Here is a 25,104-nt window from a genome sequence, read left to right as displayed (position 1 = left end):
ATTCACGAATCCGGCTTCGAACCGGTAAGAGTAGCATTCAGGATAACACGGAGCCCCGGTAACCCGGCCGTTCCGACGCCAGTGGTGGACGAGGAGTGCGGACATATGACCGACGAGGCATCCGAGCCGGAAGGCGGCGCGACGACCGATGCGAGCCTGCACGGGGCGGTGATCGCGGGTGTGATCCCCGACCAGTCGCCGCGGGTCCTGAAGGAGGCGGCGCGCTACGCGAAGCTTCTTCAGGCGCCCCTCGTGGTCGTGCATGTCGACATCACACGCTTCGTCACCTACGAGGACCCCGACGGGTACGTCCACTCCGCGCCGATCGACATCAACATCGCGGCCGGCGAGGGCGAGCTGGTGAAGGTGCAGGACGCCGCAGCATCCGTCCTCGGCGATTCCGGGCCGGACTGGACGGTACGCCAGCTCGTGGGCGACCCCGCGATGGCCCTCAAGCACTTCGCCGACGAGATCGACGCGCGCCTGCTCGTCGTCGGCACCCGCAAGCGCGGCTTCGGCGAGTCGGTCCGCGAGTTCTTCACCGGCTCGGTCGGCGCGCGCCTCGCGCACCGCCAGCACCGCCCGATCCTGATCGTCCCGCTCGGCGAGCCCGTGCCCGACGACGAGGAGATCTGGCCCGCCTGAGCCCCGGGCCCGCCTGAGCCCCGGTTCGGCCCGGACTCCGTTCCGCCCGGACTCCGTTCCGCCCGGACTCCGTTCCGCCCGGACTCCGTTCGCCCGGACTCCGTTCCGCCCGGACTCCGTTCGCCCGGACTCCGTTCCGCCCGGACTCCGTTCGCCCGGACTCCGTTCCGCCCGGCCCGCGCCGCCCGGCCCCGCGCCGCCCTTTCAACGGTGAGACGACAGCCGGCGGACGAGACCCTGGGTGAACCCCGAGGTCTCGTCCGCCGGCTGTCGTCTCACTGGTTTGGGTTGTGGACCGCCTCGTGCGAGAGGACGGATGTTGCGGCTCAGCCGCGCAGCGCGCGTGTCACGTCGCGGGCCACACGGTCGAGCTCGCTCGCGAGCTGGTCGACGATCGACGAGGCGAGCTCGCCGCCCCGGGCGACGTGGACGCGGACGTCGCCGCGCACGTTGGCGCGGAACTCGTTCACGAGGGCGTCGACGCGCTGCACCTGCTCACGGCTGCGCACCCGCGGGTCGTCCTCGCGCGAGGGCTGAGGTGTCGTCTGGCGCTCCTCGCGCGAGGCGGCGGCGAGGTCGGCGCGGAGGCTCTTCATCGCCTCGCGGACGCTCCCGCGCACCTCGTCGGCGATGAGCCGCACCGAGTCGGCGAGGCCGGCCTCGATGCCCTCGAGCTCGCCCGCGCGCGACTGCACCTCGGCGTGGCCGGCCTCGGTGATCGCGTACACGGTCTTGCGTCCGTCCACGGTCTTGGTCACGAGGCCCTCCTCTTCGAGCTTCGCCAGACGTGGATAGATGGTGCCGGCACTCGGGGTGTAGGTGCCCCCGGTGCGGTCCGACAGGGCCTGCATGATGTCGTAGCCGTGGCGCGGCCCCTCATCGAGCAGGTTCAGCAGGTACAGGCGAAGATCGCCGTGCGAGAAGACCGGGGTCATGGTGTTCACAGCCCTTCTCGGTCGTAGCCGTCCGCCGCTTCACCGGCGGCCGCTTCGTCGACACCCGCAGCGGGGGCCGACGACTCGGCCGAAGCCGGAGCCGGGGGCGACGCCGGGGCGTCGACGGACGCGGGGGGCGCAGCATCCGTCACCGGAGAAGCCGCGCGGCGCAGCACCGTGATGTCGCCCGAGACGCTGTGGGCGCGCACGTCGGCGAAGCGGCCCGAGAGCTCGCCGACGGAGCCGGCGTAGTTGGTGGTCGGGCCGGTGCCGTTGCCGGAGCGCACGACGCCGTCCACCTGGACCTTGCCGCTGACGCTGCGGATGACGTAGTTGGCCGGATGGCCCTCGTCGAGGCGCACGGTCGAGGTGCCGCTGACGGTGTTGAGGCCGACCGACAGGATGTCGCCGACCGAGTCCACGAGCACCGAGCCCGAGACCGTGTCGATGGTGGCCTTGCGGAGGGTTCCGGTGGTGGCCACGTCGCCCGAGACGCTGTTGGCGTTGAGCGAGCCGACGAGCTCGCGCACCTGCACGTCGCCCGAGACGGCGTTGACCGACAGGTCGCCGGTGAGGCCGTCGACGATGATGTCGCCCGACACGGTGTTGAGCGAGGCGTTGTTCTGCAGGCCTGAGACGAGGGCGCTCGCGCTGACGACGCCGAGGGTGAGGGCGACCTCGCGGGGGACCGCGACGCTGATCTCGGCCTTCGGGCCGGTGTTGCCGAAGTTGCGGAACACCTCGAGGAAGTTGTCCCAGCGCAGCTGCGGGTGGTCGATCTCGACGTGGTCGTCGGCGACCTCGATGCGGAGGTCCTTGACGGTGACGTCGTGCACTTCGATGCGGACGCCGGGCTCGTCGTGGGCGATCACGTCGACCTGCCCGCCGACGAGGCCGATCTTGAGCGTGCGCACGTCCTCGATGTCGATGACGCGCGTCTCGCCCGGGTGGATGATCCACTTCTCCAGGGTCATGACTGCTTCTCCTGCGTATCTCTGAGTGTTGGTCGGAGTTGCGATATATCGCGTGATGCGAGGATAACACGATATATCGCGTCTGTGCCAAGGGCGCGGGTCTCGATCCTCAGGTTCCTCCCGGGTTTGGGGCGCGTCGCGCACGGTTGGGGCGTGTCCGCCGCGCCCCGATTGGCCGCGGCGCGCCCCGACCAGAGGGCGAAATGGATGCCGCGGCTTGACCTTGACGCAACGTCAACCTTTAGCGTTGTCAGCGACGACGAGGAGACGAGAGGAGGTCGTCATGGAAGACGAGCAGGAGTGGTCGATCCAGCAGATCGCGAAGCTCGCCGGCACCACCAGCCGCACCCTCCGCCACTACGACGACATCGGCCTGCTCGCGCCGTCGAGCATCGGCCACAACGGCTACCGGTACTACGGCCAGGCCGCGCTCGTGCGGCTGCAGCGCATTCTGCTGCTGCGCGAGCTCGGACTCGGGCTGCCGCAGATCGCTGCGGTGATCGAGCGGGAGACCGGCGAGGTGCCCGCCCTCGAGGCGCACCTGTCATGGCTCCGGCAGGAGCAGAGCCGACTGGCGCGGCAGATCGCGTCGGTCGAGAACACGATCAGTGCAGTGAGAGGAGGTGAACGACTGATGGCAGAGAACATGTTCGACGGCTTCGACCACACGCAGTACAAGGACGAGGTCGAACAGCGCTGGGGAAAGAAGGCGTACGCCGACAGCGACCGCTGGTGGCGCTCGATGAGCGCCGACGAGAAGGCCGCGTGGCAGCAGCGTGTCTCAGACCTCGGCCGTGACTGGATCGCGGCCGCGGAATCCGGGATCGCCCCCGACAGCGACGAGGCCCAGGCGGTCGCGAAGCGGCACGTCGAGTGGCTGACCGGCATTCCCGGGACGCCCGCGGCGGCGCCCGGCGGCGACGTGAAGGCGTACGTGATCGGCCTCGGCGAGATGTACGTCGCGGACCCGCGGTTCGGCGCGAACTACGCGACGAGCCAGGGCGGCACGCACGGCGCCGAGTTCGTGCGCGACGCGCTCCGCGTCTACGCGGACGCGAACCTGTAGTCCTCCTCGCTCACCTGTCGCGATATGCCGGTCCGACCGACGATTCGTGACAGGTGAGCGGGAAGAGCGCCAACCGCGAGAAGACGGACGGATGCCGCGGCCAGCAGTGGCCGCGGCATCCGTTCGTCAACTGATCCTGTGGTGCAGGGGTCAGGTGCGTCGTCCGCCGCTGATCACTCGGAACAGGAAAGCGATCAGGGCGATGACGCCGACGATGATGGCCACCCACAGCAGCCAGCTCAGCGCCGTATTCAGGCCGCCGACGATCGCAAGGATGATCGCGACGACGATGATGATGATCAGGGCGAGGTTCATAGGAGCTCTCCTTCTTCGTCGTCGATGCATGTGATGCATCGCGTGCCTCGTGGGCACATCTCGACAGTGGCACCCGGAGGGCACGGTCCGTAGGGGGTTGACGACCCTCGTCGGCCGGTGATACGCCGGGCCTACCGGCGCGGTGCCTAGGGCGGTCCGGCGGGCGCTGTCAACCCCCGTGAGCGTTCGGGACCGCGTCCGTAGCTTCGCGGGTATGAGCACATCCGCGACCGATCCGACGACCGCTCACCACGACGACGGCTTCCCGGCGCAGCACCAGGAGCAGCCGGGCCTCACCGATGAGACGCGACCCGAGCCCGACCACGGCGAACGCTCGTATCGGGGCGCGCTGCGGCTCTCGGAGCGCCGGGCGCTCATCACGGGCGGCGATTCCGGCATCGGCCGCGCCGTCGCCATCGCCTTCGCCCGCGAGGGTGCGGACGTCGCGCTGACCCACATGCCAGAGGAGCAGGAGGACGCCGACGACACCGCGCGGTGGATCACCGAGAGCGGTGCGCAAGCCCTTCCGCTGAAGGGCGACCTGCGCGACGAGGACTTCTGCGCCGAGATCGTCGAGCGGACGGTCGGCGAGTTCGGCGGACTCGACGTGCTCGTGCTCAATGCCGCGTATCAGAAGGATCGCGACGGCATCGAGAACCTCGAGACCGAAGAGCTGGACCGCGTCTTCCGCACCAATCTGTACGCGCAGATGTTCACCGCGCGTGCCGCGATCCCTCACCTGAAGCCCGGATCGTCGATCATCGTCACCACCTCGATCCAGGCGTTCAACCCGTCGCCGGGGCTCATCGACTACGCGATGACCAAGGCTGCCCAGGTCGCGTTCGTCAAGGCGCTCGCCGAAGAGCTCGGCCCGAAGGGCATCCGCGTGAACGGCGTCGCGCCGGGTCCGATCTGGACGCCGCTCATCCCCGCGACCGGATGGGATGCTGAGCGCCTGGCGACGTTCGGACAGGACACGCCGCTGGGCCGCGCGGGTCAGCCCGCCGAGCTCGCCGGCGCCTACGTGTACCTCGCGAGCGACGACGCGTCGTTCACGTCGGGCGCCATCCTGCCCGTGACCGGAGGGAAGGGCCTGTGAAACCCGCCCCCGCGGCGGTGGACGAAGGAGGAAGCCATGCCAGGACGACGCGGATCGAACCTCAAGGACCGCGACATGTACGAGGAGCTCCGCAAGGACGGCGCCTCGAAGGAGAAGGCCGCACGCATCTCGAACGCCGCGGCGGCGCAGGGCCGCAAGACGGTCGGCAGACGCGGTGCGAAAGCGAAGGACTACGACGACCGCACGGTGCCCGAGCTGCGCAAGCGCGCGAAGGAGCTGGGCTTGACGGGGTACTCGGGCAAGAAGAAGTCCGAGCTCATCTCGATGATCCGCAATCACTGACGCAGCAGGAGACTCGGCCGGCCGGTCACCCGAGCCCGTCGGCCGGCCCTGCGATCCCGGTAGCGTGATCGGATGCCGAAGCTCGCGCGCGTCCGTCCCTACGAGGACCCCGGCTTCCGTCGGCTGCGGTCCGGGTCGGGCTTCCGGTACCTCGACGCGAAGGGCCGCACGCCCGGACCCCGGCACCTGGACCGGATACACGGCCTGGTGATCCCGCCCGCGTGGCAGGACGTGTGGATCAGCACGCGGCCCGACGGGCACATCCAGGCGGTGGGCGTCGACGACGCCGGGCGCCGCCAGTACGTCTACCACCCCGACTGGACCGCAGGCCGAGACCGTGGCAAGTTCGCGCGGTCGCTCGCGCTCGCCGAGGCGCTGCCGCGCGCGCGGGCGCGCGTCACCACGTCGATCCGCCGCGAGGCGCTCGACCGCGAGCGGGTGCTCGCGGTCGCGTTCCGCCTCCTCGACGACGCAGCCCCGCGCATCGGCTCGGAGCGGTATCTCGCCGCGCACGGCAGCCGGGGCCTCACGACGCTGCAGCGACGGGATGTCTCGGTCGAGGCATCCGTCGTCTCCTTCGCGTTTCCGGGCAAGAGCGGCAAGCACCAGGTGCTCGAGCTCGACGACGCCGACCTCGCCGCCGCGATGGAGGTGCTGGCCACGGGTCGGCCGCGGTCGCCGCTGCTCGCGTGGCAGCGGGGCGGGCGCCGGGTCGCGCTCACCCCGGCGGAGGTGAATGCGTACGTGCGGGCTCTCACGGGCGGCAAGTTCACCGCGAAGGACTTCCGGACGCTGCGCGGCACGATCCTCGCGGCCGAGGCGCTTGCACGCATCGGCACGGTCGACACCAAGACCGACCGCAAGCGCGCCGAGGTGCTCGCCGTGCGCGCGACGGCCGAGGCGCTCGGCAACACCCCGGCGGTCGCGCGGGGGTCGTACATCGACCCGCGGGTCTTCACGCGGTACCGCGAGGGGAACCTGCTCGACCTCTCGATCACGCCGGAGTCGGCGATCCGGGGGCTGCTGCGGCCGGGACGCTGAGCCGGCGTTGCGACCGCGCTCGGGGCGTTTCGACTCGCTCGTTCCTCGCTCGCTCAACGAGCGAAATCTCTGACTTCCCGCTCGTTGAGCGGAGCGCGCTCCGGCGCGCGAAGTCGAAACGCTCTGAGTATCCGGGATCATCGGGCGAGTAGCGTGAAGGGATGCCGCAGCCCGTCGATCCCCGGATCCTCGGGGTGACGGTGGCCGGCGGCGCGATCGGCGTCCTCGCCCGCGCGCTCGTGCTCGACCCGGTGACCGATCCCACGGCGGTGCCGTGGGTGACGCTCGGGATCAACGTGGTCGGGTCCCTCATCCTCGGGGTCGTCGTCGGCTGGCTCGATGATCGGCGGCCGATGCTCCGCTCGTTCCTCGGGACGGGGATCATGGGCGGCTTCACGACCTACAGCGCGTTCGCGGTGGCCACTGCTCTGTGGGTCGCGACGCCGTGGATGGCTGCGGGGCTGGCGGCAGCATCCATCATCGCGGGTGTCGTCGGCGCGATCGTCGGACTGTTCATCGGACGCCGGATCGCCGACCGGCCCGGCGAGATCGAGTACCCGGAGGACGCCGAGTGAGCCCCTGGCTGCTGGTCGCCGCGCTCGCGGGCGGCGTCGGGGCGGGGCTGCGGTACGTCGTCGACCGGTGGCTGACCCCGGCGAACGGTGCACGTTTCCCGGTCGGGATCCTCGTGGTCAACGTGTCGGGCTCGTTCGTGCTCGGCGTGATCACCGGGCTCGGCACGGCCATCGCCCCGGAGTTGTCGCTCGTGCTCGGGCTCGGCCTGCTCGGCGGGTACACGACCTTCAGCACCGTCACGGTCGAGACCGTGCTGCTCGCCCAGCGGAAGCGCTGGCAGCACGCCGCCCTCAACCTCTTCGGCACGCTCGCGCTCGCAGCCATCGCGGCGGGTCTCGGCCTCCTCCTCGGGGGAGCGGTTTCATGAGAGCCGCATGAAATACTGAAACGCGATACATCTCCGTATCGTGCGGGCTCGCGCCCTCCCCCTGCATCACCTCACCAGCGAAGGCCTCCGTGTGTCGAACCTCGCCGTTCTGAGTCTCAAGAACCGCGCGCTCATCGCGCTCATCACGATCGTCGCCGCCATCTTCGGCGGTCTCGCGCTCACGAACCTCAAGCAGGAACTGATCCCGTCGATCGAGTTCCCCGCGCTCATCGTCGTCTCGACGTACCCGGGCGCGTCGCCCGAGGTCGTGAGCAACGACGTGTCGGTGCCCATCGAGACCGCCATCCAGGGCGTTCCGGGGCTCGAGTCGACGAGTGCGACGAGCACCACGAACGCCTCGATCGTGCAGGCGTCCTTCACCTACGGCACCGATCTCGCGACCGCCGAGCAGAAGATGACGCAGGCGATCAACCGCATCAAGTCGCAGCTGCCGACCGGGGTCGAGCCCAGTGTCATCTCGGCGAGCATCGACGACTTCCCGGTGATCCAACTGGCCGTGACCGGCTACGACGACGAGGCGACGATCCAGGCGCAGCTCGAGGCATCCGTCATCCCGGATCTCGAGGACGTCGCGGGCGTCAACGCCGCGCAGATCGTCGGCGGCGTCGGCCAGCGCGTCACGATCGCCCCCGACCCGGCGAAGCTCGCCGAGGCCGGCTACACGCAGCAGGCGATCCGCGACGCGCTCGACCAGAACGGCGTGCTGTTCCCGGGTGGCGAGATCACCGAGGGCGACGAGACGCTGACGGTGCAGACGGGCTCGAAGATCTCGTCGGTCGACGAGATCGCGGCGCTGCCGCTCGTGCCCTCGACGGCCGACCAGTTCGTCGCAGGCCCGAAGACCATCGGCGACGTCTCGACCGTTGCGGAAGAGGCCGATCCGGTCACGACCATCTCGCGCGTGAACGGCGAGCCGGCGCTCACGATCGCCGTCACGAAGCTGCCCGCCGCCAACACGGTCGATGTGTCGCGCGGCGTGCTCGCGGTGCTGCCCGACCTCGAGGACTCGCTCGACGGCGCCGAGTTCACGGTCGTGTTCGACCAGGCGCCGTACATCCAGGAGTCCATCGACACCCTCGCGAAGGAGGGCCTGCTCGGCCTCGTCTTCGCGGTGATCGTGATCTTCATCTTCCTGCTGTCGGTGCGCTCGACGCTCGTCGCGGCGATCTCGATCCCGACCAGCATCCTGATCACGTTCATCGGTCTGCAGGCGTTCGGCTACTCGCTCAACATCCTGACCCTCGGCGCGATCACGATCGCGATCGGGCGCGTGGTCGACGATTCCATCGTCGTCATCGAGAACATCAAGAGGCATTACGTCGGCGACGCAGACAAGGGCGACTCGATCCGTCGCGCGGTGCGCGAGGTGGCGTCGGCCATCACGGCGTCGACGATCGTGACGGTCGCGGTGTTCCTGCCGATCGCGTTCGTCGGCGATGTCACGGGCGAGCTGTTCCGTCCGTTCGCGATGACGGTGACGATCGCCATGACCGCGTCGCTGTTCGTCGCGCTCACCATCGTTCCGGTGCTCGCATACTGGTTCCTCAAGCCCGGCAAGCCGATCCTCGACGCCGGGGGCGTCGCGGTCGACCCGGAGGACCCGGCGGCGCCGCCGAGCCGCCTGCAGAAGTCGTACCTGCCGATCCTCCGCTGGACGCTCCGCCATTCGTGGATCACGCTCGCCCTCGCCGTGCTGGTGCTCGTCGGCACGATCGCCGCGGCCCCCTTCATGAAGACGAACTTCCTCGGCGACTCGGGCCAGAACACGTTCACGATGACCCAGGACATCGGCCCGGCCCCCTCGCTCGAGGCCGAGAGCGCCGCCGCGGAGCAGGTCGAAGAGGTGCTCCTCGACATCGACGGCATCGAGACCGTGCAGGTGTCGATCGGCTCGAGCGGCTCGGCCCTGCGCGACGCCTTCTCGGGCGGCGGCAGCGGCATCACGTACTCGATCACCACCGACCCGGGCGTCGACCAGGTCGCGCTGCGCGAAGAGGTGCAGGACGCGGTCGCCGACCTCGACGACGCCGGTGAGATCACGGTCGCCGCGGGGGGCGGCGGCTTCGGCTCGACCGACATCGCGATCGACGTGACGGCTCCCGATTCGTCGACGCTTCAGGACGCGACGGATGCTGTCATCTCGGCCGTCGAAGGAGCCGACGGCGTGGGCCAGGTCACGAGCAACCTGTCGGCCTCGCTGCCGTACATCGCCGTGACGGTGGATCGCGACAAGGCCGCGGAGCTCGGCCTCTCGGAGGTCGCGGTCGGCGCGCTGGTGTCGAACACGATGCAGCCGCAGTCGATCGGCACCGTCGAGATCGACGACACGTCGCTCACGGTCTACCTCGCGGCGTCCGAGACGCCGGCTTCGCTCGACGACCTGCGCCAGCTGCAGGTGCCGAGCGCCACCGGCCCGATCCCGCTCGAGCAGGTCGCGACCGTGGAGGAGAGCGAGGGTCCGACCTCGATCACCACCGAGGGCGGCCAGCGCACGTCGACCGTCACGGTGACCCCGTCGACCGACAACCTCCAGACCGCGACGGCCTCTGTCACGACTGCGCTCGCCGACGCCGACCTTCCGTCGTCGGCCGACGCGACGCTCGGCGGCGTCGTGACGCAGCAGCAGGACGCGTTCTCCCAGCTCGGCCTGGCGCTCCTCGCGGCGATCCTGATCGTCTACATCGTGATGGTCGCGACCTTCAAGTCGCTGCGTCAGCCGCTGCTGCTGCTCGTGTCGGTGCCGTTCGCGGCGACCGGCGCGATCCTGCTGCAGATCATCACGGGCGTGCCGCTCGGCGTCGCATCGCTCATCGGTGTGCTGATGCTCATCGGCATCGTGGTGACGAACGCGATCGTGCTCGTCGACCTCGTGAACCAGTACCGCGAGAAGGGCCTGACTGCCCACGACGCCACCGTGGCCGGTGGTTCGCGACGCCTCCGCCCGATCCTCATGACGGCGCTCGCGACCATCTTCGCGCTCACGCCCATGGCGCTCGGCATCACGGGTCAGGGCGGCTTCATCTCGCAGCCCCTCGCGATCGTCGTGATCGGCGGCCTGGTGTCGTCGACCGTGCTGACGCTGCTCGTGCTGCCGACGCTGTACAACCTCGTCGAGGGTGCGAAGGAGCGGCGCATCGAGCGGCGTAAGCGCCGCGACGAGGGTGATGGCGGCGGCCCGGCTCCGGAGGGCGATGGCCCGGATGGCGGGACGGATGCTGCGACCGCGGGCGTGCTCGTAGGTGCGGGTGTCGCTGCCAGTGCCGCTGGTGCCGCGGGTGCGGGTGACGTTGCGGGTTCGGGTGCAGCCGGTGATGGCGGTGCTGCAGGGGTTGCCGGTGGGGCGGCGTTCGAGACCCGGCGGCAGCGTCGTCAGCGTGCGGTGGGCGGCTCGGCCGATGCCGAGACCGCCCAGGTAGCCGTGCCCGAGATCGAGGAGGGCCCCGACATCGAGGTGTCGGACTCGACCCCTGCACCCGTCGAGGCCGCGCCCGCCCGCGAGGTGGCTGCGCTGGAGGCTGACGCCGAGCCCGCGGCAGAGGTCGAGGCCGGGGCCGAGGTCGAGGCGGGGGCTGAGGTCGAGCCCGAGCCAGCAGGGGAGGTTGCCGCGCTGGAGCCCGAGGTCGAGCCCGAGACGGTGGAGCCCGACGTGGCGTCCGCTCCGGAGGCCGCGGGCGCTGAGCAGCCGGCTGTGTCTGAGCCTGAGGCCGCCCAGGCGCCCGAGGTCAGCGTCTCGGGCGACACCCAGGCACCGGAGAACACGGAGCCGGGGGACGGCGACGGGCTGGGCGGCGAGGCGGCCGAGGCCTCTGACTCCACGACGGAAGCGGCTGATGACGCGGCGCCGGGGGAGACTCCCGATGAGCCGGAGCCCGCCGCAGAACCTGAGCCCGCAGCGGAGTCGGACGAGACGGGCGAGCCGACGAGTGGCGCTCCGGGTGAAACCAGCGTCGAGCCGGAGCCGGTGGAATCGCCCGCGTCCGCTGAGGACTCCGCGGAAGACGGCGACAACGCTACGGGACCTGATCATGCCGACGTCGCGACCGACGAGACGGAGCCGCACGCCGGTGACGCCTCACCCGCAGGCGACGAGTCCGACGGGGCCGACGGGGCCGAGGGTGACGAGGATCGTCCCCGCGACGACCACTGACACAGGTCGGTGTCCTAGCCAGATTGCCGACGGGACTCTCCGCGTGGCCGCGCGAATAGGGCGGCCACGCGGGTCCCTTCGCGGGGCTGGGTAAACGCGCACCACCGCCGCGCGTCCCCACGCGACGGGCCGAGTCCTCAGGCGCCCGCGCGCTGGAGGACCGTCTTGCGCACCGCTCGGGAGAGTCTTGAGCCGCCGCGCGGACAAGAGGGATCACCGACAGTGAGTCGCCGATCCCACGAATTGCCGTGTTAGGGCTGTCCCCATTGGCTGCGATCCTTATGGCACGGCGTCTCAGGCCGCGGATGGCGACACTCTCTACACCTCATCAGCCAGTTCACGCACTCTGATTGAGTGTTCAAGGAGCACGTCTCGCGATTCCGCCCAGTCACTATCCGTCGCATTGACGATCACATCGGCCGACCCTTCGATGTAGACGGCGATCCATTTATGGTCCGAAGGATCGAATGCGCGGAGTGGTTCTGGCAAATACTGCGGGAGAGGTTGGGACGGCTCGAGTTCGATCCGATCCACTCGTCGGCCGTCCCACCTGTTCTGCAGATACCAGCGGAAAAAATAGTCCCCGACGCCGGGTTGGCCGCTGAACTGCATGTAGTTCTTGTACTCGGTTAGCACATGCCCGAGCGTGTCCTCGAGGAGCACCTCGGTCCCGGCCATCAACTCAATCAAACACCTAGCGGCCGCCGCACTAAGGAGCGCATCCGCGTGAGTTTGCCGACCGTTGGCCGCGATCAAGACGTTCGTGTCTACGACGTTTCTCACGCCTCGCGCGCCGCCCGCGCCTCGAGCATGGCGAGCGCCTCCTGTGTCGGGTCACCGAAGAAGTCCCTCGGCCAGTTGGCGATACTGCCGAAGAGGTCCAGTTCTAGCTCGCGAATCTGGCTGGAATCCTGTGCTACCTCACAGAAGTAGAGTGCTACGTCAGCAACGTCGAGCGTGAGTCCGCGGTCCAAAGTGCGTTCCGCGATTCTCCGCTGCAATCTTGCAAGGAGGTGCTCACTGTGGCTCTCGAGGATGATCTGAACACCACGCGCGAGTGCAGTCTCGATGATAATGTCTGCCAACCCGGCCTGCACTGCTGGGTGCAGGTGAATCTCTGGCTGTTCAAGCACAACGGTGTCACCGGGTTGCGCATAGGCAAGAAGCACCAACACGGGGAGCACTTGACTGACTCCAAACCCCACATCGGTGAGCAGAACAGGTGTCGACATTGACCGTCGCTGGACGCTCACGCGGAACACAGTTTCCCGATCATCGAGCGCTTCCACGGTGAAGCGATCGATTAGCCCCAGTTCCTTCAACCACTCCGCAACCAGTTGCTCGGTGGCTATCGCGGGCAATCGATAGTTACGTGAGGTGCGCCCACGCGTCACCTTTGTTCCGGCCAACCGGGAGGCGATCAACGCATCGATCGATAGTTCGCCCCGTCGGCCGACGTCACCAGGTACACCGCCAGCGAAGATGTACTGGCGCCTTGGGTCATCTCTAAGTGGGCCGAGATACCTTATGCGTCCGAATCGTTGCTCCAGCTTCAGTTCGAGATCGCTGAGAAAGCTCGCGTTCTGAAAGTACGCCCTAACCTGATCCGGAAACCCGTAGAACCTGGCGGGGTGAGGCAAAGGCCAGGCTCGTCCGGGCGCCCGAACAAACGTGTACTTGTTGGATGTCAGATCGTATGACGCCTCGCTCTCCCGGCGGACCATTGCGAAGGTGGCGTCGCCGAGCGAGTATTCCGTTCGCTCAACCCGGATACCGCTTTTGTCGATCTGGAGCGACGTACCGATGCCGAGCCGGTCGCTGTCGATGATTGTGGAGCGGAGTTTCCGCGCACGTAGCACTGGGTCGGTGATCTGTATAGCCGAATCCTCGACCCACTCGACTTCAACTCCGACGAGGTTTGCCTGGTCATGCCCGTACTGGATGTCTTGAGCTGTGCCGAGGTCCACGAGTGTCGATGGACCACCGAGGTCGAGAACGCGGCTGCGGTCGGGCGACTCAGTCGTTTGACGCAGCAGCAGCAGGCTCTGAAGCAGACTCGTCTTGCCGGAGGAGTTCGAGCCAAAGAAGGCAGTGATCGGCGCTAGCCGAACATCTCCCGTGTCCTGCCAACTCTTGAAGTTGCGCAGCCTCATTCTTGTCAAGCTCGTCATCGCGTCGCCGCTCCCTCGTCGAGCAAACTCTATTGGTCCCGACTGCCCTTCGCTGCGCAAGCGCTGCTCCTCGGATGTCTAACCCGGCCTTGCGTCCGAACTGAACTTGCGCCGGCCCGCCAGCGAGGCGGCATCTATCGGGCCGTGATCGATTGAGGATTGCCCTACACGCGGCATTACCGCTCGTGGTAACCGCCAGGCACGGATACGTGGCGCTATATCGTTCGAGGATCGTCACGGGCGACGGGAACCGAGGACCTATACCGCGGGGTCGACCGCCACGCTCATGAGTAGGTAGGTGGCGACCGTGGGGCGACCGTCCTCGAGCAGTCGCCCATCCTTGAACGTGAGTCCCCCCGACGATGCCGCGGATAGGAGTGCTGGGTTCCTGCCGACCACTGCATAAATGCCGTTACGGAGGAAGGCGCGTCCGGACATGGGTGCCGGCTTACCCCACAGGTGAGCGCGTTCCGCCCAAACCGAGTCGTTCTTGCCTTTGAAAGTATCTACAAGGCCGCCTACAAGGCTTTCGACAACGTCCAGGTAGGGAAATGCCTTGATCGCATCGATTTCTGTGAGACCTGACTTGTCGAGTACCTGGAGTACCTTCTTGAAACCCTCCGCGAACTGACCGTCGATCTCGTCAAGCGAAAGCCTGAGGTTGATGTCGTTTGTGAACTTCACTTTCGTAAATGCGCCCCGATACATGAAGCCGCTCGCCTTGCGGTAGTCCTTCACGTTGAATGTCAGGACGATCGCGGCCGCCTTCTCATCTTCGGGATCCTGCGGACTCTGAGCATCCACACGAATCGTGAGGCTAGCTTCGTTGTCTTCGGTCAAGTCCGGAAGGTCTCCAGCGTTCAGTCGCAGTAGATCCACCGAGAGATAGTAAGCGGCAGCCTGAGGGAAGGGTTTCGAGCCCGCCTCAGACGATGACGCAGGGACTACCGGGTAATCCTTGCCCTTCTTGAACTCGGAATCTGTGCCGAGGTCTACGAAAAGCAGATCGGGTGCCTGCTCCCCGACGTCACTCTCGTTCATGACTTGCCCCTCCGTAGTAGTTGGCCGATCTAAGCACGACCAAGTTCTCCTTGGCGAGCCCCATCCTCGAAGCGAGTATCAGCGTGGGCGGACCTAACGAACCGAAGACCGATCGATGGTCGGGGCCGGTCGCGTGGAGGGTCGGGTGGGTAGGGACTCGCGCGTGAAGCCGACGGTTACGCCGGGCTCATTGGCGTGCGGTCAGCCCAGTGCGCGCTGACCCCGCGGTATCCGTTCGTAGCGGCGCTGAAGGACGATCCGTGGCGTTGCGGTTTCCGCCAGCCAGAGTCCACTGACTCCGGACGTAGATCCGGTCGAGTGCGCGCCAGCCGTCTATGATCGGGCGCCCGCCCGCAAGCGGATCGAACGCGCTGGCAGGTGTCGACTCGGTTGTTGTCACCTCAGCGGTGTGGCAGTTCGACAGCGCCAGTAGTCTCAGGGCGTGGTGAGTGAGGAGGTTCCCGAATATCGGACTCTGTTGCAGCTCGTTTTCAGCGCCTCAGACATGGGCGATGGCCATTTTGTTGACGACCTAACCCCCTGGGCCTATTTCGGGCTGAACGAGGTTCCCGAGCCCGGCGATGTCATCGCGTATCCGGTGCCCTGGCGTACGCAGTATCTCGTGAAGCGCGTCGCTGAGGGCCAGGGCTTCGATTCCTACCCATACATCTTGGGCGACCCGGTCGAGCTCGGGTGCATCTGGTATGACCTCGACATCCATGGTGAGCGCTGCGCGGTCGATGACTTTCCCGAAGCGCGTAGGTTGATCGTCCGTCGATTCCGGCCTGACCAACCTGAGTCTCGCTCGTACCTCTTCACCTGAACGGCCGGTCCCGCGGTGACACGAACGTCCCCTCGGTGGACGTACCGGCCCGCCGTGGGCAGGGCTGGCGCCCACGAGTACCGTTCAGTGCGACGCACGCACACGGATGGATATGGAACGCGCTCCGACCCGCTCGCAACCCGCGACTACCGACCACTGCCCGTAAGCGGATCGACTTCGCTCGGGACCCTGATCCGGTGAAGACTCGGTGACGACTGGGTCTGGCCGGATCAGTTACACGCGAGTTCGACTGGTGTCCCGGCTAAAGCGGGCGTGGTGACCCGCCCCTCCGATGCTGAAGAGGAAGTGGAGGTGGCCGTGTGCTGCGGCCGCCTCCCTTCGCCGGTTACTGGCGCTGCATCTCGACAGTCATGGTCACGCCCATGGCAGTGAGCTCGTAGCTGAGTACACCGTTGGCATATGCGAACGTCTTGGTCGGATCCTGCGAAGCCAGGAGTGCGTTCTCCAGGGCGGCGGCGTCCGCCTGCGATTCCCACGAGTATGTCTCGGTGTCCTCGGTCGGCGCTGCGTAGGTACCCACCCAGTAGATGGCCTTTGTGGAGTCTGCGTCGTTGACCCAGTTGACGTCGATGCGGTCGGCGCTGATTGTGGCCGCCTGGTAGGAGTCGGCGGACTTCGAGTTGGTCTGCTTCCATTCGCCGGTCAGGTCGAGAGGCTCGGCTGGAGGAGCTTGCGTTTCCTCGGGTGCGGCCGACGACGACGCGGTGCCGCCGGCGCTCGTCGAGTCCGGGTCAGCGGCGGAGCAACCCGTAAGGAGGAGGGCGGCGATAGCGAGCGGTGCTAGGAAGCGGTGATTCACGGACTGAATCCTATGGACCGGCAATGACACACAAGAAGCGACGCTGCATGCCGTGATCGAACCGTGAGACGCGAATGCGCCCGGAGTTGATCGAGGTCGGCGCTGCGGCATGGTCGTGCGAATTGCCGGCGCTGTCGACCGATAGCGTGGCGGATATGAGAACCATTGGGGGAATGGCGACGATTCTCGCCGCGTCGCTTCTGCTTACGGCATGTGGAGCCACGGACGAGGAGGCATCGACGAAGCCGACGGCCGCCGCTTCGACGCCATCTGCAGAGCCGGCCGCCCAGGTCGAGCCGCTGCCGTTCAACGCCAGCGGCTACCTCGGTGGAACAGCGCAGCCGAACTTGGGGGACGGCGAGCCAGGCGAGGTAACGGTCGTACAGGTAGGACCGCTCGACGCCGTCAGCGGAACTCTGATCTTCGCGTTTCGAAACAACACAAGCGACGGAATCTCGCACGTCGACTGGACGGCAACCGCGCGCAGCGGAGGATCCATCGTCGCCACCGGCAGCAGTCAGGGGACGACACCAGCGCAGCTCCAGCCTGGTGAGGTAGGGCTCGCGTACATCTTCTTCGAGAACGCGGACGCCATTCCCGCCGACTCTGAGTACGAGTTTGAGGTGAGCACGAGTCCGGTCGACACCAGCCCGTACAACACGGCGCCGCTGACCGTCAGCGAGGCGAATGTGTCGGGAGACGCCATCGTCGGAAGCGCCACGAACGCGACGGGGGCGGAAACAGTCGGCCCCTACGCTGTTTCGGTGTACTGCTTCGAGGGGGACTCGCTCGTGTCGAGCCTGATCACCTTTGCCGAGCAAACCGACGAGGTTGCCGACGGCGGCACCGTCACGTTCTCCGCAAGCCTGTTTGGGGAGTCGTGTCCCACCTTTTCCGTCGGAGTGAGCGGATACTTCTCGTAAGTACGCCGACAGAAGGGCTTCGCTGGTACGGCAGCGGAGCCCTTCGCTGTTTCCAACATCGCGCTGGGAGCGCCAAGTCGAGAAGTTGAACCAGCCCTACCCACTGACGGGTCCCCCGCCCGCAAGCGGATGCCCTTCGCACGCGCTCATGCCCGCACGCGATGGACCGCGTACGTGCAATGCCCGTTTACGGATGGCAGTCGCGCAGCGCGCAGCGGTGGGTCAGTCGGGGATGAGGGTGCCGACGCGGAGGGCGTTGGCGATGACGGTGAGGGCGGGGTTGAAGCCGCCGTTGGTGACGTGGAGGGAGGCGTCCGCGACGTAGACGTTGCGAGTTCCCCACAGTCTGCCCTGAGGGTCGCACGCCCCGGTCGCGGGGTCGCTGGAGAGGCGGGCGGTTCCGGCGGAGTGCTCCTGCCCTTGGGGTGCGATCGGCATCTCCCGAGTCACGATCCGCCCGCCGCCGGCGGCTCGCAGCCAGTCGGCGCAGTGTCCTGCCATGGCGGTGACGTTGGCCCGGGTCGCGTCGTGGGCGGTGCCGCGCAAGCGGGCGGCGGGCATGCCGTGCCGGTCCGTGAGCACGGGATCCAGCAGCACTCGGGTCTGCTCGTGCGGGATCTCCTGCACCATCGACATCGTGCCGACCAGGTTCGGCGTCTCGCGCATCCAGGTCTTGTGGGCGGCACCGAACGGGGCGGGAGCGAGCTGACGGCCGGCTTGGGCCTTGTCGTAGGGGAACTGCAGGGCTGCGTCGAAGATGACGCCGCCTCCCCATCCGTCAGGGTCGTGGTGTACGAAGTCGACGGTGGCGACGGAGTGTCCGGGGCCGATGGTTTCCTTGATGTCGGGGCTGTCCCCGGCGATCGCGAGCGCGACGCCGTGAGTCATGTGGTTGCGGCCGACCCAGTCGTTGCCCAGCCCCGAGGCCAGCAGCAGCCGGGCGGTCTCGATGGTTCCTGCCGCGACGACGACCCGGTCTGCGCGCACCCGGAATCGGCGTTGCCCCGCGGTATCCGAGACCACCCCGACGACGCCTGTCGCGGTTCCGTTGCCGTCGTGCTGGATGGCGGTGACCTGCGCGCCGAGGAACAGATCGGCGCGGCCAGTCGCCAGTGCCCGCGGGATGAAGGTGTTCTGCACCCCGTTCTTCGCGTTGACGGGGCAGGCGTGGCCGATGCATTGCGCGCAGCGGACACAGGCGGCTCTGCCACCCCGAGGAATGGTGTTGATCGCGAACGGGATCGGTGATGTCGTCAGCCCGAGCAGGCGCGCCGCGGCCGTGAACGCGTCCCGGGTGCGGTCGGTGGGCATTGCGGGCATCGGGTAGCCGCGGCGCCGCGGCGTCATCCGTCCGACTGCGCTGTCCGCGTCGCCCGCGACGCCGAGCTCCCACTCCGCGCGCTCGTAGTACGGCTCCAGCTCCGAATACTCGAACGGCCAGTCTGCAAGGGTGCTGCCCGCCGGGACCCCGTAGGTGGACGCCATCCGGAAGTCTTGCTCCCAGAACCGCCACGACATGCCCTGCCAAACCCGCGTGCCACCACCCAGCACCATCGCGTTCAGCCCATAGGCCAGCGCATCGCCCTCGGCGCGAAGCACCTCCGCGCTCCCGTCGGGGTGTTCGAGCACACGCGGGTTGCCGGCGTGCGGGCCCACACGGACGTCATAGCGCCCCGTCCGCTTCCCTTGAAGATGGTTGCCCCGGAGTTCCTCGTTCCGCATCGGCTGCGCCCGGTCGATCAGCAGCACATGCTGGCCGCGCTCGGCGAGCTCGGCGGCCACCGCGCCGCCGCCTGCTCCGGCACCGACGACGATCACGTCGTAGGACTCGGCGAGCGATTCTGCGTCGATCCCCCGAGGATCGGCAGAGTCGACGGGATCGACCCCGTTCGGGACCGCGGAGTAGCCGACCATTGCCCACCCTGCCGGTTCGCGGCTGCCGGCGTAGTAGCCCTGGTAGGCGACGGTGATCAGCGCGTCCAGTGCGCCGCCTTCCCGCTCCTCCGCAAGAAGCGCTGCGAACACGGCAGAGCGATCCTCGGCGGCCAGCGCGGCGAACGATCGCTGATGAACGCGCAGTGCCGCACGCTCCACCGCCTGCACGGCGGCCTCGAGGGGCGACTCGCTCCACGACAGGAAGTCCGAGCCGTGGTCACGCAGCAGGCGTTCGACTCCGCCGTCCCAACCTCCCGCCCAACGATCCGGAGGGATGACCGTGTCGAAGAGGGGGCGCAGCGTCGGATCGACACGGTGTGTGACCTGGTCCTCGTCGGCCAATGACTCACCTTCCCCGCAACGGATGAACAGTATCCAGCTGCTGACTGTTCACGAATAGTACGCGCACGCTAACATTTCAACAAGAGTCGGAGGGTGTGACCATGACCGAAGAGCGGACGAGGCGAGGACCGTACCGAAGCGGCATCGCTCGCCGCCGGCAGATCATCACGACCGCCGCCGAGGTGTTCGCGACCTACGGCTATCGAAACGGCTCACTGCGACAGATCGCGACCGCCGTCGGAGTGACCCCCGCCGCGGTGACCCGCCACTTCGACGGGAAGGAGGACCTCCTCACCGGCGTGCTCCAGTACTGGCGCGAGCAGACCGACCAGCTCAGAGACCCGGACGCCACCGGTCTGGACTTCTTCAACGGACTCCGCAACCTCTTGCGCTACCACGTCGATCACCCCGGATACCTCGAACTGTTCCTCACCCTCAGCACTGAGGCGACCGATCCGAACCACCCGGCCGCGGAGTTCATCCGCAAGAGGTATGACGACACCGTCTCAGACTTCGGCGCACAGCTCACCCTGGCCATCGACGCCGGCGACGCACGCCCGATGAGCGAGGGCGAGATCGATCAGCAGTGCCGCGCGCTCATCGCGTACTTGGACGGCATCGAACTGCAATGGTTGCTCAACCCGACGATCGATCTCGCGGCGCAGTTCGGCCACCACCTCGACGGCGTCATCGCGTCCTGGCGACCGGTCCAGTCCATCGCACCGCGCTGACACGATCACTGCACCACCGACGGAGGAACCCTTGCCCACTTCCAGAGCGAGCGGACGCGGTGATCGCTCGATGGTTGCCGCAATCGCACCTCGTCGCCGATGTGGAACGGATCTTGTTCGCCGGCTACCCGCGCAGGGTCGCCGCAGGCAATGCCCGGGAGGGGTACCCCTTTCGAGGACCGCCCGCAAGCGGATGCCGACCGTACGGCCTGAAGCCGTTCACCTCATCCCGCTTACGTGCGTTGCCCGGATAGGGATCCCAGTGGGCACGTCATCAGGGTGATGATGGCCGTCGGTGGGATCGAAACGCAACGACACTCGGACGGGAGTGTTCGGGTCAGACCTGGAAGTACAGTTCCCAGTGCAGTTTGCATCCGGGGTTGAACGGCGCCGCGCAGGCCGGGCACGCTTCGGCGCGGGCGTACTCCGTGATCGTCAGCCGGTACCCGCACGGCCCGCACAGTACAGCGCGGTCGGCGCGCTCATCGGCGGACCATTGCTCGGCCGGATGGTCGACGGACTCCGCGTGACAGATGTGGCAGGGGTAGAACTCGCCGCAGCACCGGAACCTGATCGCGATGACGTCCAGGGGTGTGGAGTAGTGGATGCAGCGGGTCTCGGCATCCACCACCGGCCCGAGGACGCGGGGGCGCTCCTGCCTCATCGCAGCCCCCGCGCGGCGAGGGCGTCGCCGAGCTGATCGGCGTGCTTGAGCGAGACGACGAGGAACGGGACGACGAAGGTGCGCAGGGTCGCGCGGGCGCCACGGGCTCGTTGCGCGTCGCGGACCTCGCCGGCGAGCCGGGCGAGTACGGGGATGGTGCCGAGCGTCACCGTGAGCAGGAGCGCAGCACGCTCGGAGTCGACGCCGATGCGTCGCAGTGGGCGCAGACCGCGTTCGAACGCGTCGAGAAGCTCGCTGACGCGGGTGGTGAGGACGAGGAGCCCCGCGAGAACGAGGGATGCCGTCACCCGAGCGATGTTGGCGGCCGCCGGTTCCGGGCCGACGAAGAGCAGTTGCCCGGCGACGGTGATCAGGACGATCCAGCGCAGCGCGAACAGCTGACGGCCGAGCTCCCGCATCCCGCAGAGGCCGTCGCCGAGCCCTGCCACCGCGTACGCGCCGACGCTGATCGCCGCCGCCGCGGCGGCCGTCCACCACGCGGTGGGCACCAGGAGCACTCCGAGTGTGACGGCGAGCAGCAGCAGCGTCTTCGGGCCGGCCGGCATCCGGTGCAGCCAGCCGTCGCCGGGGCGGTAGAGCGTCAGCATCGCAGGAGCACTTCATACTCGGCGACGACCGCGGCGGGCTCGCCGACCGCCGCGACCCGGCCCCCGGCGAACAGCACGGCCGTCTCGCAGCGCTGGGCGAGGTTCAGGTCGTGGGTCACCAGGATCAGCCGGTGGCCGGCGTCGGCGAACAGATGGTCGGCGATGAGCCGCGCGTTGCGGGCGTCGAGGTAGGCGGTCGGTTCGTCGGCGATCACGAGGTCCGGTCGCCGGACGAACGCGCCGCACAGGGCGAGCAGCTGCTTCTGTCCTCCGGAGAGGTCATGAGCGGACCGCTCGGCGAGCGACGTGAGGCCGAACCTCTCGAGAGCCACCTCGACCCGCTCGCGGACCTCGGCCGACGGCATCCGTTCGGCGCGGAGCGAGAACGCGACGTCCTCTGCGACGGTCGGCATGACGATCTGCGCGTCGGGATTGCTGAACACGAGCGCGGTGCGTCGGCGGAGCTCTGCCGCGTGGCGGGCGGTGTCGAGGCCGAGGATGCTCAACGAGCCGCCGCTCGGACGCACCAGGCCACCCATCAGCCGGGCGAACGTCGACTTGCCCGACCCGTTCTCGCCGATGACCGCCACGGTGCGCGCGTCGAGGTCGAGTGTCACGTCGCTCAGCACATCCGTGTCGCCGAGCCGGAGGCTCACGGAGTCCAGCCGGATCGTCACCGCACCACCTCGACCACTGCCGCGATCCCCAGTCCGCCGCCGACCGACGCGGCGGCGACCCCGAGCGTGCCCGCGGGCCGGCCGTTGCGCACGAGTCTGCTGAACAGGCGCACGAGAGCCACGGCGCCGCTGGCGCCCCACGGGTGTCCGAGCGCGAGGGCGCCGCCGTCGGCGCAGACCCGCGGATCGTCGTCGGCGACGCCGAGCCGGTCCAGCACCGCGAGGCTCTGCGCGGCGAACGCCTCGACGATCTCGAACGCCGCCACGTCGGCGACGGTCGCACCGGCTGCCTGCAGGGCGGAGTGGATGCCGGGGGCCGCGCCGACGCCGGGAAGCGCGGGGTCGCATCCGACCACGGCGGACGCGCGCACGGCGAGTCCCGGGCCGGTGCCGGCGGGGGCGACGACGACGGCTGCCGCGCCATCGCCGATGCGCGTCGAGGTGCCCGCGGTGACCGTTCCGCCGGGAAACAGGGGAGGCAGCCGCGGCAGCAGCGGTTCGGCCCCGCCGATCGCATCGTCGTTACGGAGGCCCGCGAGCGGCACCAGCTCGGCCTCGAAGCGCCCCGCGGCTCGGGCGGCCCGGGCCCGCGCGTGGCTGCGGGCCGCGTGCGCGTCCTGCCGGGAGCGCGCGATCCCGTCGTGCGCCGCGAGGTCCTCGGCCGCCCGTGTCATGTCAGGGTCAGGGAAGCCGGAGGGTGCGAACGGGGCCCGGTCGTAGGCGACACCCCCGACACTGCGCACCGGAGCGGTCGAGGGGCTCTCGACGCCCCCGGCCACCCGCATCCGGTCGTCGCCGCCGCGGATCGCGGCCACTGCGTCCAGCACGGCGGCGAGGCCGCTGCCGCACTGGCGGTCGACGGTGCCGCCCGGCACCGAGGGCGCCAGGCCGGCGGCGAGGGCGGCCACGCGCCCCGGGTTGCCGCCCGGGCCCATGCAGTTGCCGAGCAGGACGTCGGCCACCGTGACGGGCGAGCCCGTCGCCGTCGCGGCGTCGACCAGCGTCGCGCGGATCACGGCGGCGCCGAGCGCGCCGACGTCCAGCCCGGCGAGAGCCCGCCCGCGGGTGCCGATCGGCGTCCGGCGGGCGGCGATGATGACGGGGTCGCGGTCAGACGGCAACGCGCGGCACCTCCCCGTCCAGGACCTGGCGGACGGCTTGCGCCCGGGCCGGTTTGCCCGATGCGGTGCGTGGCAGTTCGCCGGCGAACCACTGCCGTGGCCGGTGAGCAGGTGCCAGGCGGGTCGTGACCGTTTCGCGCAGGTCATCGGCGTGGCCGTCGAACTCCACGAACGCGGCGACGAGCGCCCCGACCCGTTCGCGGGGAAGTCCGAACACGATCGCGTCTCGGATGCCGGGAACAGAGCGGAGCACCTCCTCGACCTCCTCGGGAACGATGGTGGCCGACGCGCTCAGGATCGCGTCATCCGCGCGGCCGAGCAGCCGCAACCGTCCGTCGACGAGCTCGGCGCGGTCGCCGACCGTGGCCCACGCGCCGTCGCGCCGCAGCGGACCGGGGGCGCCCGCATAGCCTGATGCGACGAACGACGACCGCACCCACAGCTCACCGTCGCGGACGCGCAGCTCCACCCCCGGGAACGCCCGCAGCCCGTCACCGTGGTCGACGGCGACGAACGACAGCTCTGCGGCGCCGTAATACGCGACGACACGGATGCCGGCGGCCCGGGCGCGCTCGCGCAGCGCGTCGTCGAGGTGCGAGCCTCCGACGAGCGCCGTCCGCAGCCGCGGCGGGGCGCCGGCGTCGAGCACGACCCGCAGCGCCTGCGGGGTGCAGTGCAGACACGTGGCATCCGGGCCGACGGCGGCGCCCAGCAGCGGACGCGGGCCGCCGGCAAGCGCGTGCGCGACCGAGAACATCGTGAGCGAGGACACGGGCGGCGACGGCAGCGCGACCACGTCATCGAGGCCGACGGCGAGCAGCCTCGACACGGCGCCGAAGGAGTCCTCCCACGAGGAGGCGGTGCGCAGCACGATCCGCGGTCGACCCGCGCTGCCCGACGTCTGCGTCGCCCAGGCGATGCCGTCGGGAGAGCCCGCTTCGGCAGCCGCGGCGATCACCGCATCCCATTGGGCACGCGGCCAGCGCGGATCGCCCACGAGCGGGATGTCGCCGGCTTCGCGCGTCGCCCGCACGCGCTCGAGCAGGTCGGCCGCGTCGCCGGCGAGCGGGACGATCACGACACGGGTGCGGGATCGATGTCGGCGGGCTTCGTCGTCCACGCCCGGCGGAACGCGCGCGGGTATGCCCGCACGAGCGTCACCACGATTGCCGTCGCCAGCACCGCCTTCACCAGATCGCCGGGCACGAACACCAGGCTCATCAGCGCCGTCTCGGCCAGCGGCAGCCGCGTCACCAGGCTCTGCACCGGGATGCCGAGCGCGTACACGACGAGGATGCCGCCGACCACGACGCCGAGCAGCGTGCGCCAGGTCGTGGGCTTGCGGCCGCCGGCGTGAACGATGAGTCCGATCACGATGGCCCCGGCGACCCACCCGAGCAGGTATCCGGCGGACGGGCCGAAGAAGACGCCGATGCCGCCGCGTCCACCCGCGAGCAGCGGCATCCCGACCGCGACGAGGCCGAGCAGGACGGTGACCGACAGCGCGCCCAGCCACGGGCCGAGGATGGCGCCTGCGAGCATGACGCCCAGCGTCTGCGCCGTGATCGGCACCGCGCCGAGGATCGTGAAGCCGCCCGGCAGTCCGAGTACGGCGATGATCGCGGCGAACACCGCGACGCGGGCCAGCGCGGTCGCGTCGAGCGCGTGAACGCCTGTCTGCGGGGCGAGCGAAGATGCGGGGGGAGTGGCCATCGGACGAGGTCCCTTCGATGGATACAGTGGTCCTGAACGGTGTTCA

At 68.8% G+C, this 25,104-nt stretch carries 24 protein-coding genes and 1 pseudogene; 11 read left to right on the top strand and 14 right to left on the bottom strand.

What is annotated here, in order from left to right:
• Positions 1-105: 105 nt before the first annotated feature.
• The gene (locus tag Q9R33_RS07905; protein ID WP_056365157.1) at positions 106-645 is read left to right on the top strand and encodes a universal stress protein; all 540 of its coding nucleotides are present in this window, start codon (positions 106-108) and stop codon (positions 643-645) included.
• A gap of 326 nt (positions 646-971) precedes the next feature.
• Here Q9R33_RS07905 and Q9R33_RS07900 read toward each other — a convergent pair whose 3' ends face one another.
• Positions 972-1,580, bottom strand: coding sequence for a PadR family transcriptional regulator (locus Q9R33_RS07900; RefSeq protein ID WP_056366620.1), 609 nt, complete (start codon positions 1,578-1,580; stop codon positions 972-974).
• Between the two features lie 5 nt (positions 1,581-1,585).
• A complete protein-coding gene (locus Q9R33_RS07895) occupies positions 1,586-2,554 on the bottom strand; it encodes a DUF4097 family beta strand repeat-containing protein (protein WP_311293401.1) in 969 nt (322 codons plus the stop codon).
• Between the two features lie 283 nt (positions 2,555-2,837).
• Here Q9R33_RS07895 and Q9R33_RS07890 point away from each other — a divergent pair, with 283 nt between their 5' ends.
• Entirely contained in the window at positions 2,838-3,620 is a 783-nt protein-coding gene (locus Q9R33_RS07890; RefSeq protein WP_310244558.1) for a MerR family transcriptional regulator, read from the top strand.
• A gap of 150 nt (positions 3,621-3,770) precedes the next feature.
• Here Q9R33_RS07890 and Q9R33_RS07885 read toward each other — a convergent pair whose 3' ends face one another.
• Positions 3,771-3,935, bottom strand: a complete 165-nt coding sequence (locus Q9R33_RS07885; protein WP_162239839.1) for a DUF2207 domain-containing protein — start codon at positions 3,933-3,935, stop codon at positions 3,771-3,773.
• Between the two features lie 214 nt (positions 3,936-4,149).
• Between Q9R33_RS07885 and Q9R33_RS07880 the strand changes: the two genes are divergently transcribed.
• The 6 genes and pseudogenes from Q9R33_RS07880 to Q9R33_RS07855 all read left to right on the top strand — a co-directional run.
• Positions 4,150-5,034, top strand: a complete 885-nt coding sequence (locus Q9R33_RS07880; RefSeq protein WP_311293400.1) for an SDR family oxidoreductase — start codon at positions 4,150-4,152, stop codon at positions 5,032-5,034.
• Between the two features lie 36 nt (positions 5,035-5,070).
• Entirely contained in the window at positions 5,071-5,337 is a 267-nt protein-coding gene (locus tag Q9R33_RS07875) for a Rho termination factor N-terminal domain-containing protein (protein ID WP_311293399.1), read from the top strand.
• Between the two features lie 72 nt (positions 5,338-5,409).
• Complete coding sequence (locus tag Q9R33_RS07870) at positions 5,410-6,378, top strand: DNA topoisomerase IB (RefSeq protein WP_310244567.1); 969 nt, start codon at positions 5,410-5,412, stop codon at positions 6,376-6,378.
• A gap of 161 nt (positions 6,379-6,539) precedes the next feature.
• On the top strand, positions 6,540-6,953 hold the full coding sequence (locus tag Q9R33_RS07865) for a CrcB family protein (protein ID WP_056365141.1): 414 nt from the start codon (positions 6,540-6,542) through the stop codon (positions 6,951-6,953).
• Positions 6,950-7,321, top strand: coding sequence for a fluoride efflux transporter CrcB (gene crcB / locus Q9R33_RS07860; protein ID WP_311293398.1), 372 nt, complete (start codon positions 6,950-6,952; stop codon positions 7,319-7,321). The genes Q9R33_RS07865 and crcB overlap by 4 nt, the downstream gene beginning before the upstream one ends.
• Positions 7,322-7,412: 91 nt before the next feature.
• A pseudogene (locus tag Q9R33_RS07855) lies at positions 7,413-10,565 on the top strand (efflux RND transporter permease subunit); the annotation flags it as partial.
• A 1,242-nt stretch (positions 10,566-11,807) separates the two neighbouring features.
• Here the strand turns inward: Q9R33_RS07855 and Q9R33_RS07850 are convergent.
• From Q9R33_RS07850 to Q9R33_RS07840, 3 genes are all read right to left on the bottom strand, one after another.
• Positions 11,808-12,167, bottom strand: coding sequence for a hypothetical protein (locus Q9R33_RS07850; protein ID WP_311293397.1), 360 nt, complete (start codon positions 12,165-12,167; stop codon positions 11,808-11,810).
• Positions 12,168-12,268: 101 nt separating this feature from the next.
• Positions 12,269-13,660, bottom strand: coding sequence for a DUF3696 domain-containing protein (locus Q9R33_RS07845; RefSeq protein ID WP_311293396.1), 1,392 nt, complete (start codon positions 13,658-13,660; stop codon positions 12,269-12,271).
• Between the two features lie 258 nt (positions 13,661-13,918).
• A complete protein-coding gene (locus Q9R33_RS07840; protein ID WP_311293395.1) occupies positions 13,919-14,701 on the bottom strand; it encodes a hypothetical protein in 783 nt (260 codons plus the stop codon).
• Between the two features lie 442 nt (positions 14,702-15,143).
• Here Q9R33_RS07840 and Q9R33_RS07835 point away from each other — a divergent pair, with 442 nt between their 5' ends.
• Complete coding sequence (locus Q9R33_RS07835; RefSeq protein ID WP_311293394.1) at positions 15,144-15,524, top strand: hypothetical protein; 381 nt, start codon at positions 15,144-15,146, stop codon at positions 15,522-15,524.
• A gap of 346 nt (positions 15,525-15,870) precedes the next feature.
• On the opposite strand, the gene Q9R33_RS07830 is transcribed toward Q9R33_RS07835, so the two are convergent.
• Entirely contained in the window at positions 15,871-16,344 is a 474-nt protein-coding gene (locus tag Q9R33_RS07830; protein ID WP_311293393.1) for a hypothetical protein, read from the bottom strand.
• Between the two features lie 173 nt (positions 16,345-16,517).
• Between Q9R33_RS07830 and Q9R33_RS07825 the strand changes: the two genes are divergently transcribed.
• Positions 16,518-17,267 carry a hypothetical protein gene (locus Q9R33_RS07825; RefSeq protein ID WP_311293392.1) on the top strand — a complete coding sequence of 250 codons (750 nt, stop codon included), beginning with the start codon at positions 16,518-16,520 and terminating at the stop codon, positions 17,265-17,267.
• A 222-nt stretch (positions 17,268-17,489) separates the two neighbouring features.
• Here the strand turns inward: Q9R33_RS07825 and Q9R33_RS07820 are convergent, their stop codons facing one another.
• Positions 17,490-19,544, bottom strand: a complete 2,055-nt coding sequence (locus Q9R33_RS07820) for a GMC family oxidoreductase (protein ID WP_311293391.1) — start codon at positions 19,542-19,544, stop codon at positions 17,490-17,492.
• A 101-nt stretch (positions 19,545-19,645) separates the two neighbouring features.
• Here Q9R33_RS07820 and Q9R33_RS07815 point away from each other — a divergent pair, with 101 nt between their 5' ends.
• On the top strand, positions 19,646-20,275 hold the full coding sequence (locus Q9R33_RS07815; RefSeq protein WP_311293390.1) for a TetR/AcrR family transcriptional regulator: 630 nt from the start codon (positions 19,646-19,648) through the stop codon (positions 20,273-20,275).
• Positions 20,276-20,612: 337 nt separating this feature from the next.
• On the opposite strand, the gene Q9R33_RS07810 is transcribed toward Q9R33_RS07815, so the two are convergent.
• Genes Q9R33_RS07810 through Q9R33_RS07785 form a run of 6 tightly spaced genes read right to left on the bottom strand, consistent with a single transcriptional unit; the run spans position 20,613 to position 25,058 of the window.
• On the bottom strand, positions 20,613-20,939 hold the full coding sequence (locus Q9R33_RS07810) for a CHY zinc finger protein (protein WP_056365120.1): 327 nt from the start codon (positions 20,937-20,939) through the stop codon (positions 20,613-20,615).
• On the bottom strand, positions 20,936-21,547 hold the full coding sequence (locus Q9R33_RS07805) for an energy-coupling factor transporter transmembrane protein EcfT (RefSeq protein WP_311293389.1): 612 nt from the start codon (positions 21,545-21,547) through the stop codon (positions 20,936-20,938). Before Q9R33_RS07805 ends, Q9R33_RS07810 begins: the two co-directional genes overlap by 4 nt.
• On the bottom strand, positions 21,541-22,224 hold the full coding sequence (locus tag Q9R33_RS07800; protein ID WP_311293388.1) for an ABC transporter ATP-binding protein: 684 nt from the start codon (positions 22,222-22,224) through the stop codon (positions 21,541-21,543). Before Q9R33_RS07800 ends, Q9R33_RS07805 begins: the two co-directional genes overlap by 7 nt.
• Positions 22,221-23,345: a thiolase family protein gene (locus Q9R33_RS07795; protein ID WP_311293387.1), complete on the bottom strand. Its 1,125-nt coding sequence runs from the start codon at positions 23,343-23,345 to the stop codon at positions 22,221-22,223. The genes Q9R33_RS07800 and Q9R33_RS07795 overlap by 4 nt, the downstream gene beginning before the upstream one ends.
• A complete protein-coding gene (locus Q9R33_RS07790) occupies positions 23,335-24,423 on the bottom strand; it encodes a class I adenylate-forming enzyme family protein (protein ID WP_311293386.1) in 1,089 nt (362 codons plus the stop codon). Before Q9R33_RS07790 ends, Q9R33_RS07795 begins: the two co-directional genes overlap by 11 nt.
• Entirely contained in the window at positions 24,420-25,058 is a 639-nt protein-coding gene (locus tag Q9R33_RS07785) for a biotin transporter BioY (protein ID WP_056365108.1), read from the bottom strand. The genes Q9R33_RS07790 and Q9R33_RS07785 overlap by 4 nt, the downstream gene beginning before the upstream one ends.
• Positions 25,059-25,104 lie beyond the last annotated feature (46 nt).

Source organism: Microbacterium sp. PRC9, from assembly GCF_031844125.1.
Lineage (GTDB): Bacteria > Actinomycetota > Actinomycetes > Actinomycetales > Microbacteriaceae > Microbacterium.
This window is presented reverse-complemented; position numbering and strand designations above follow the sequence as displayed.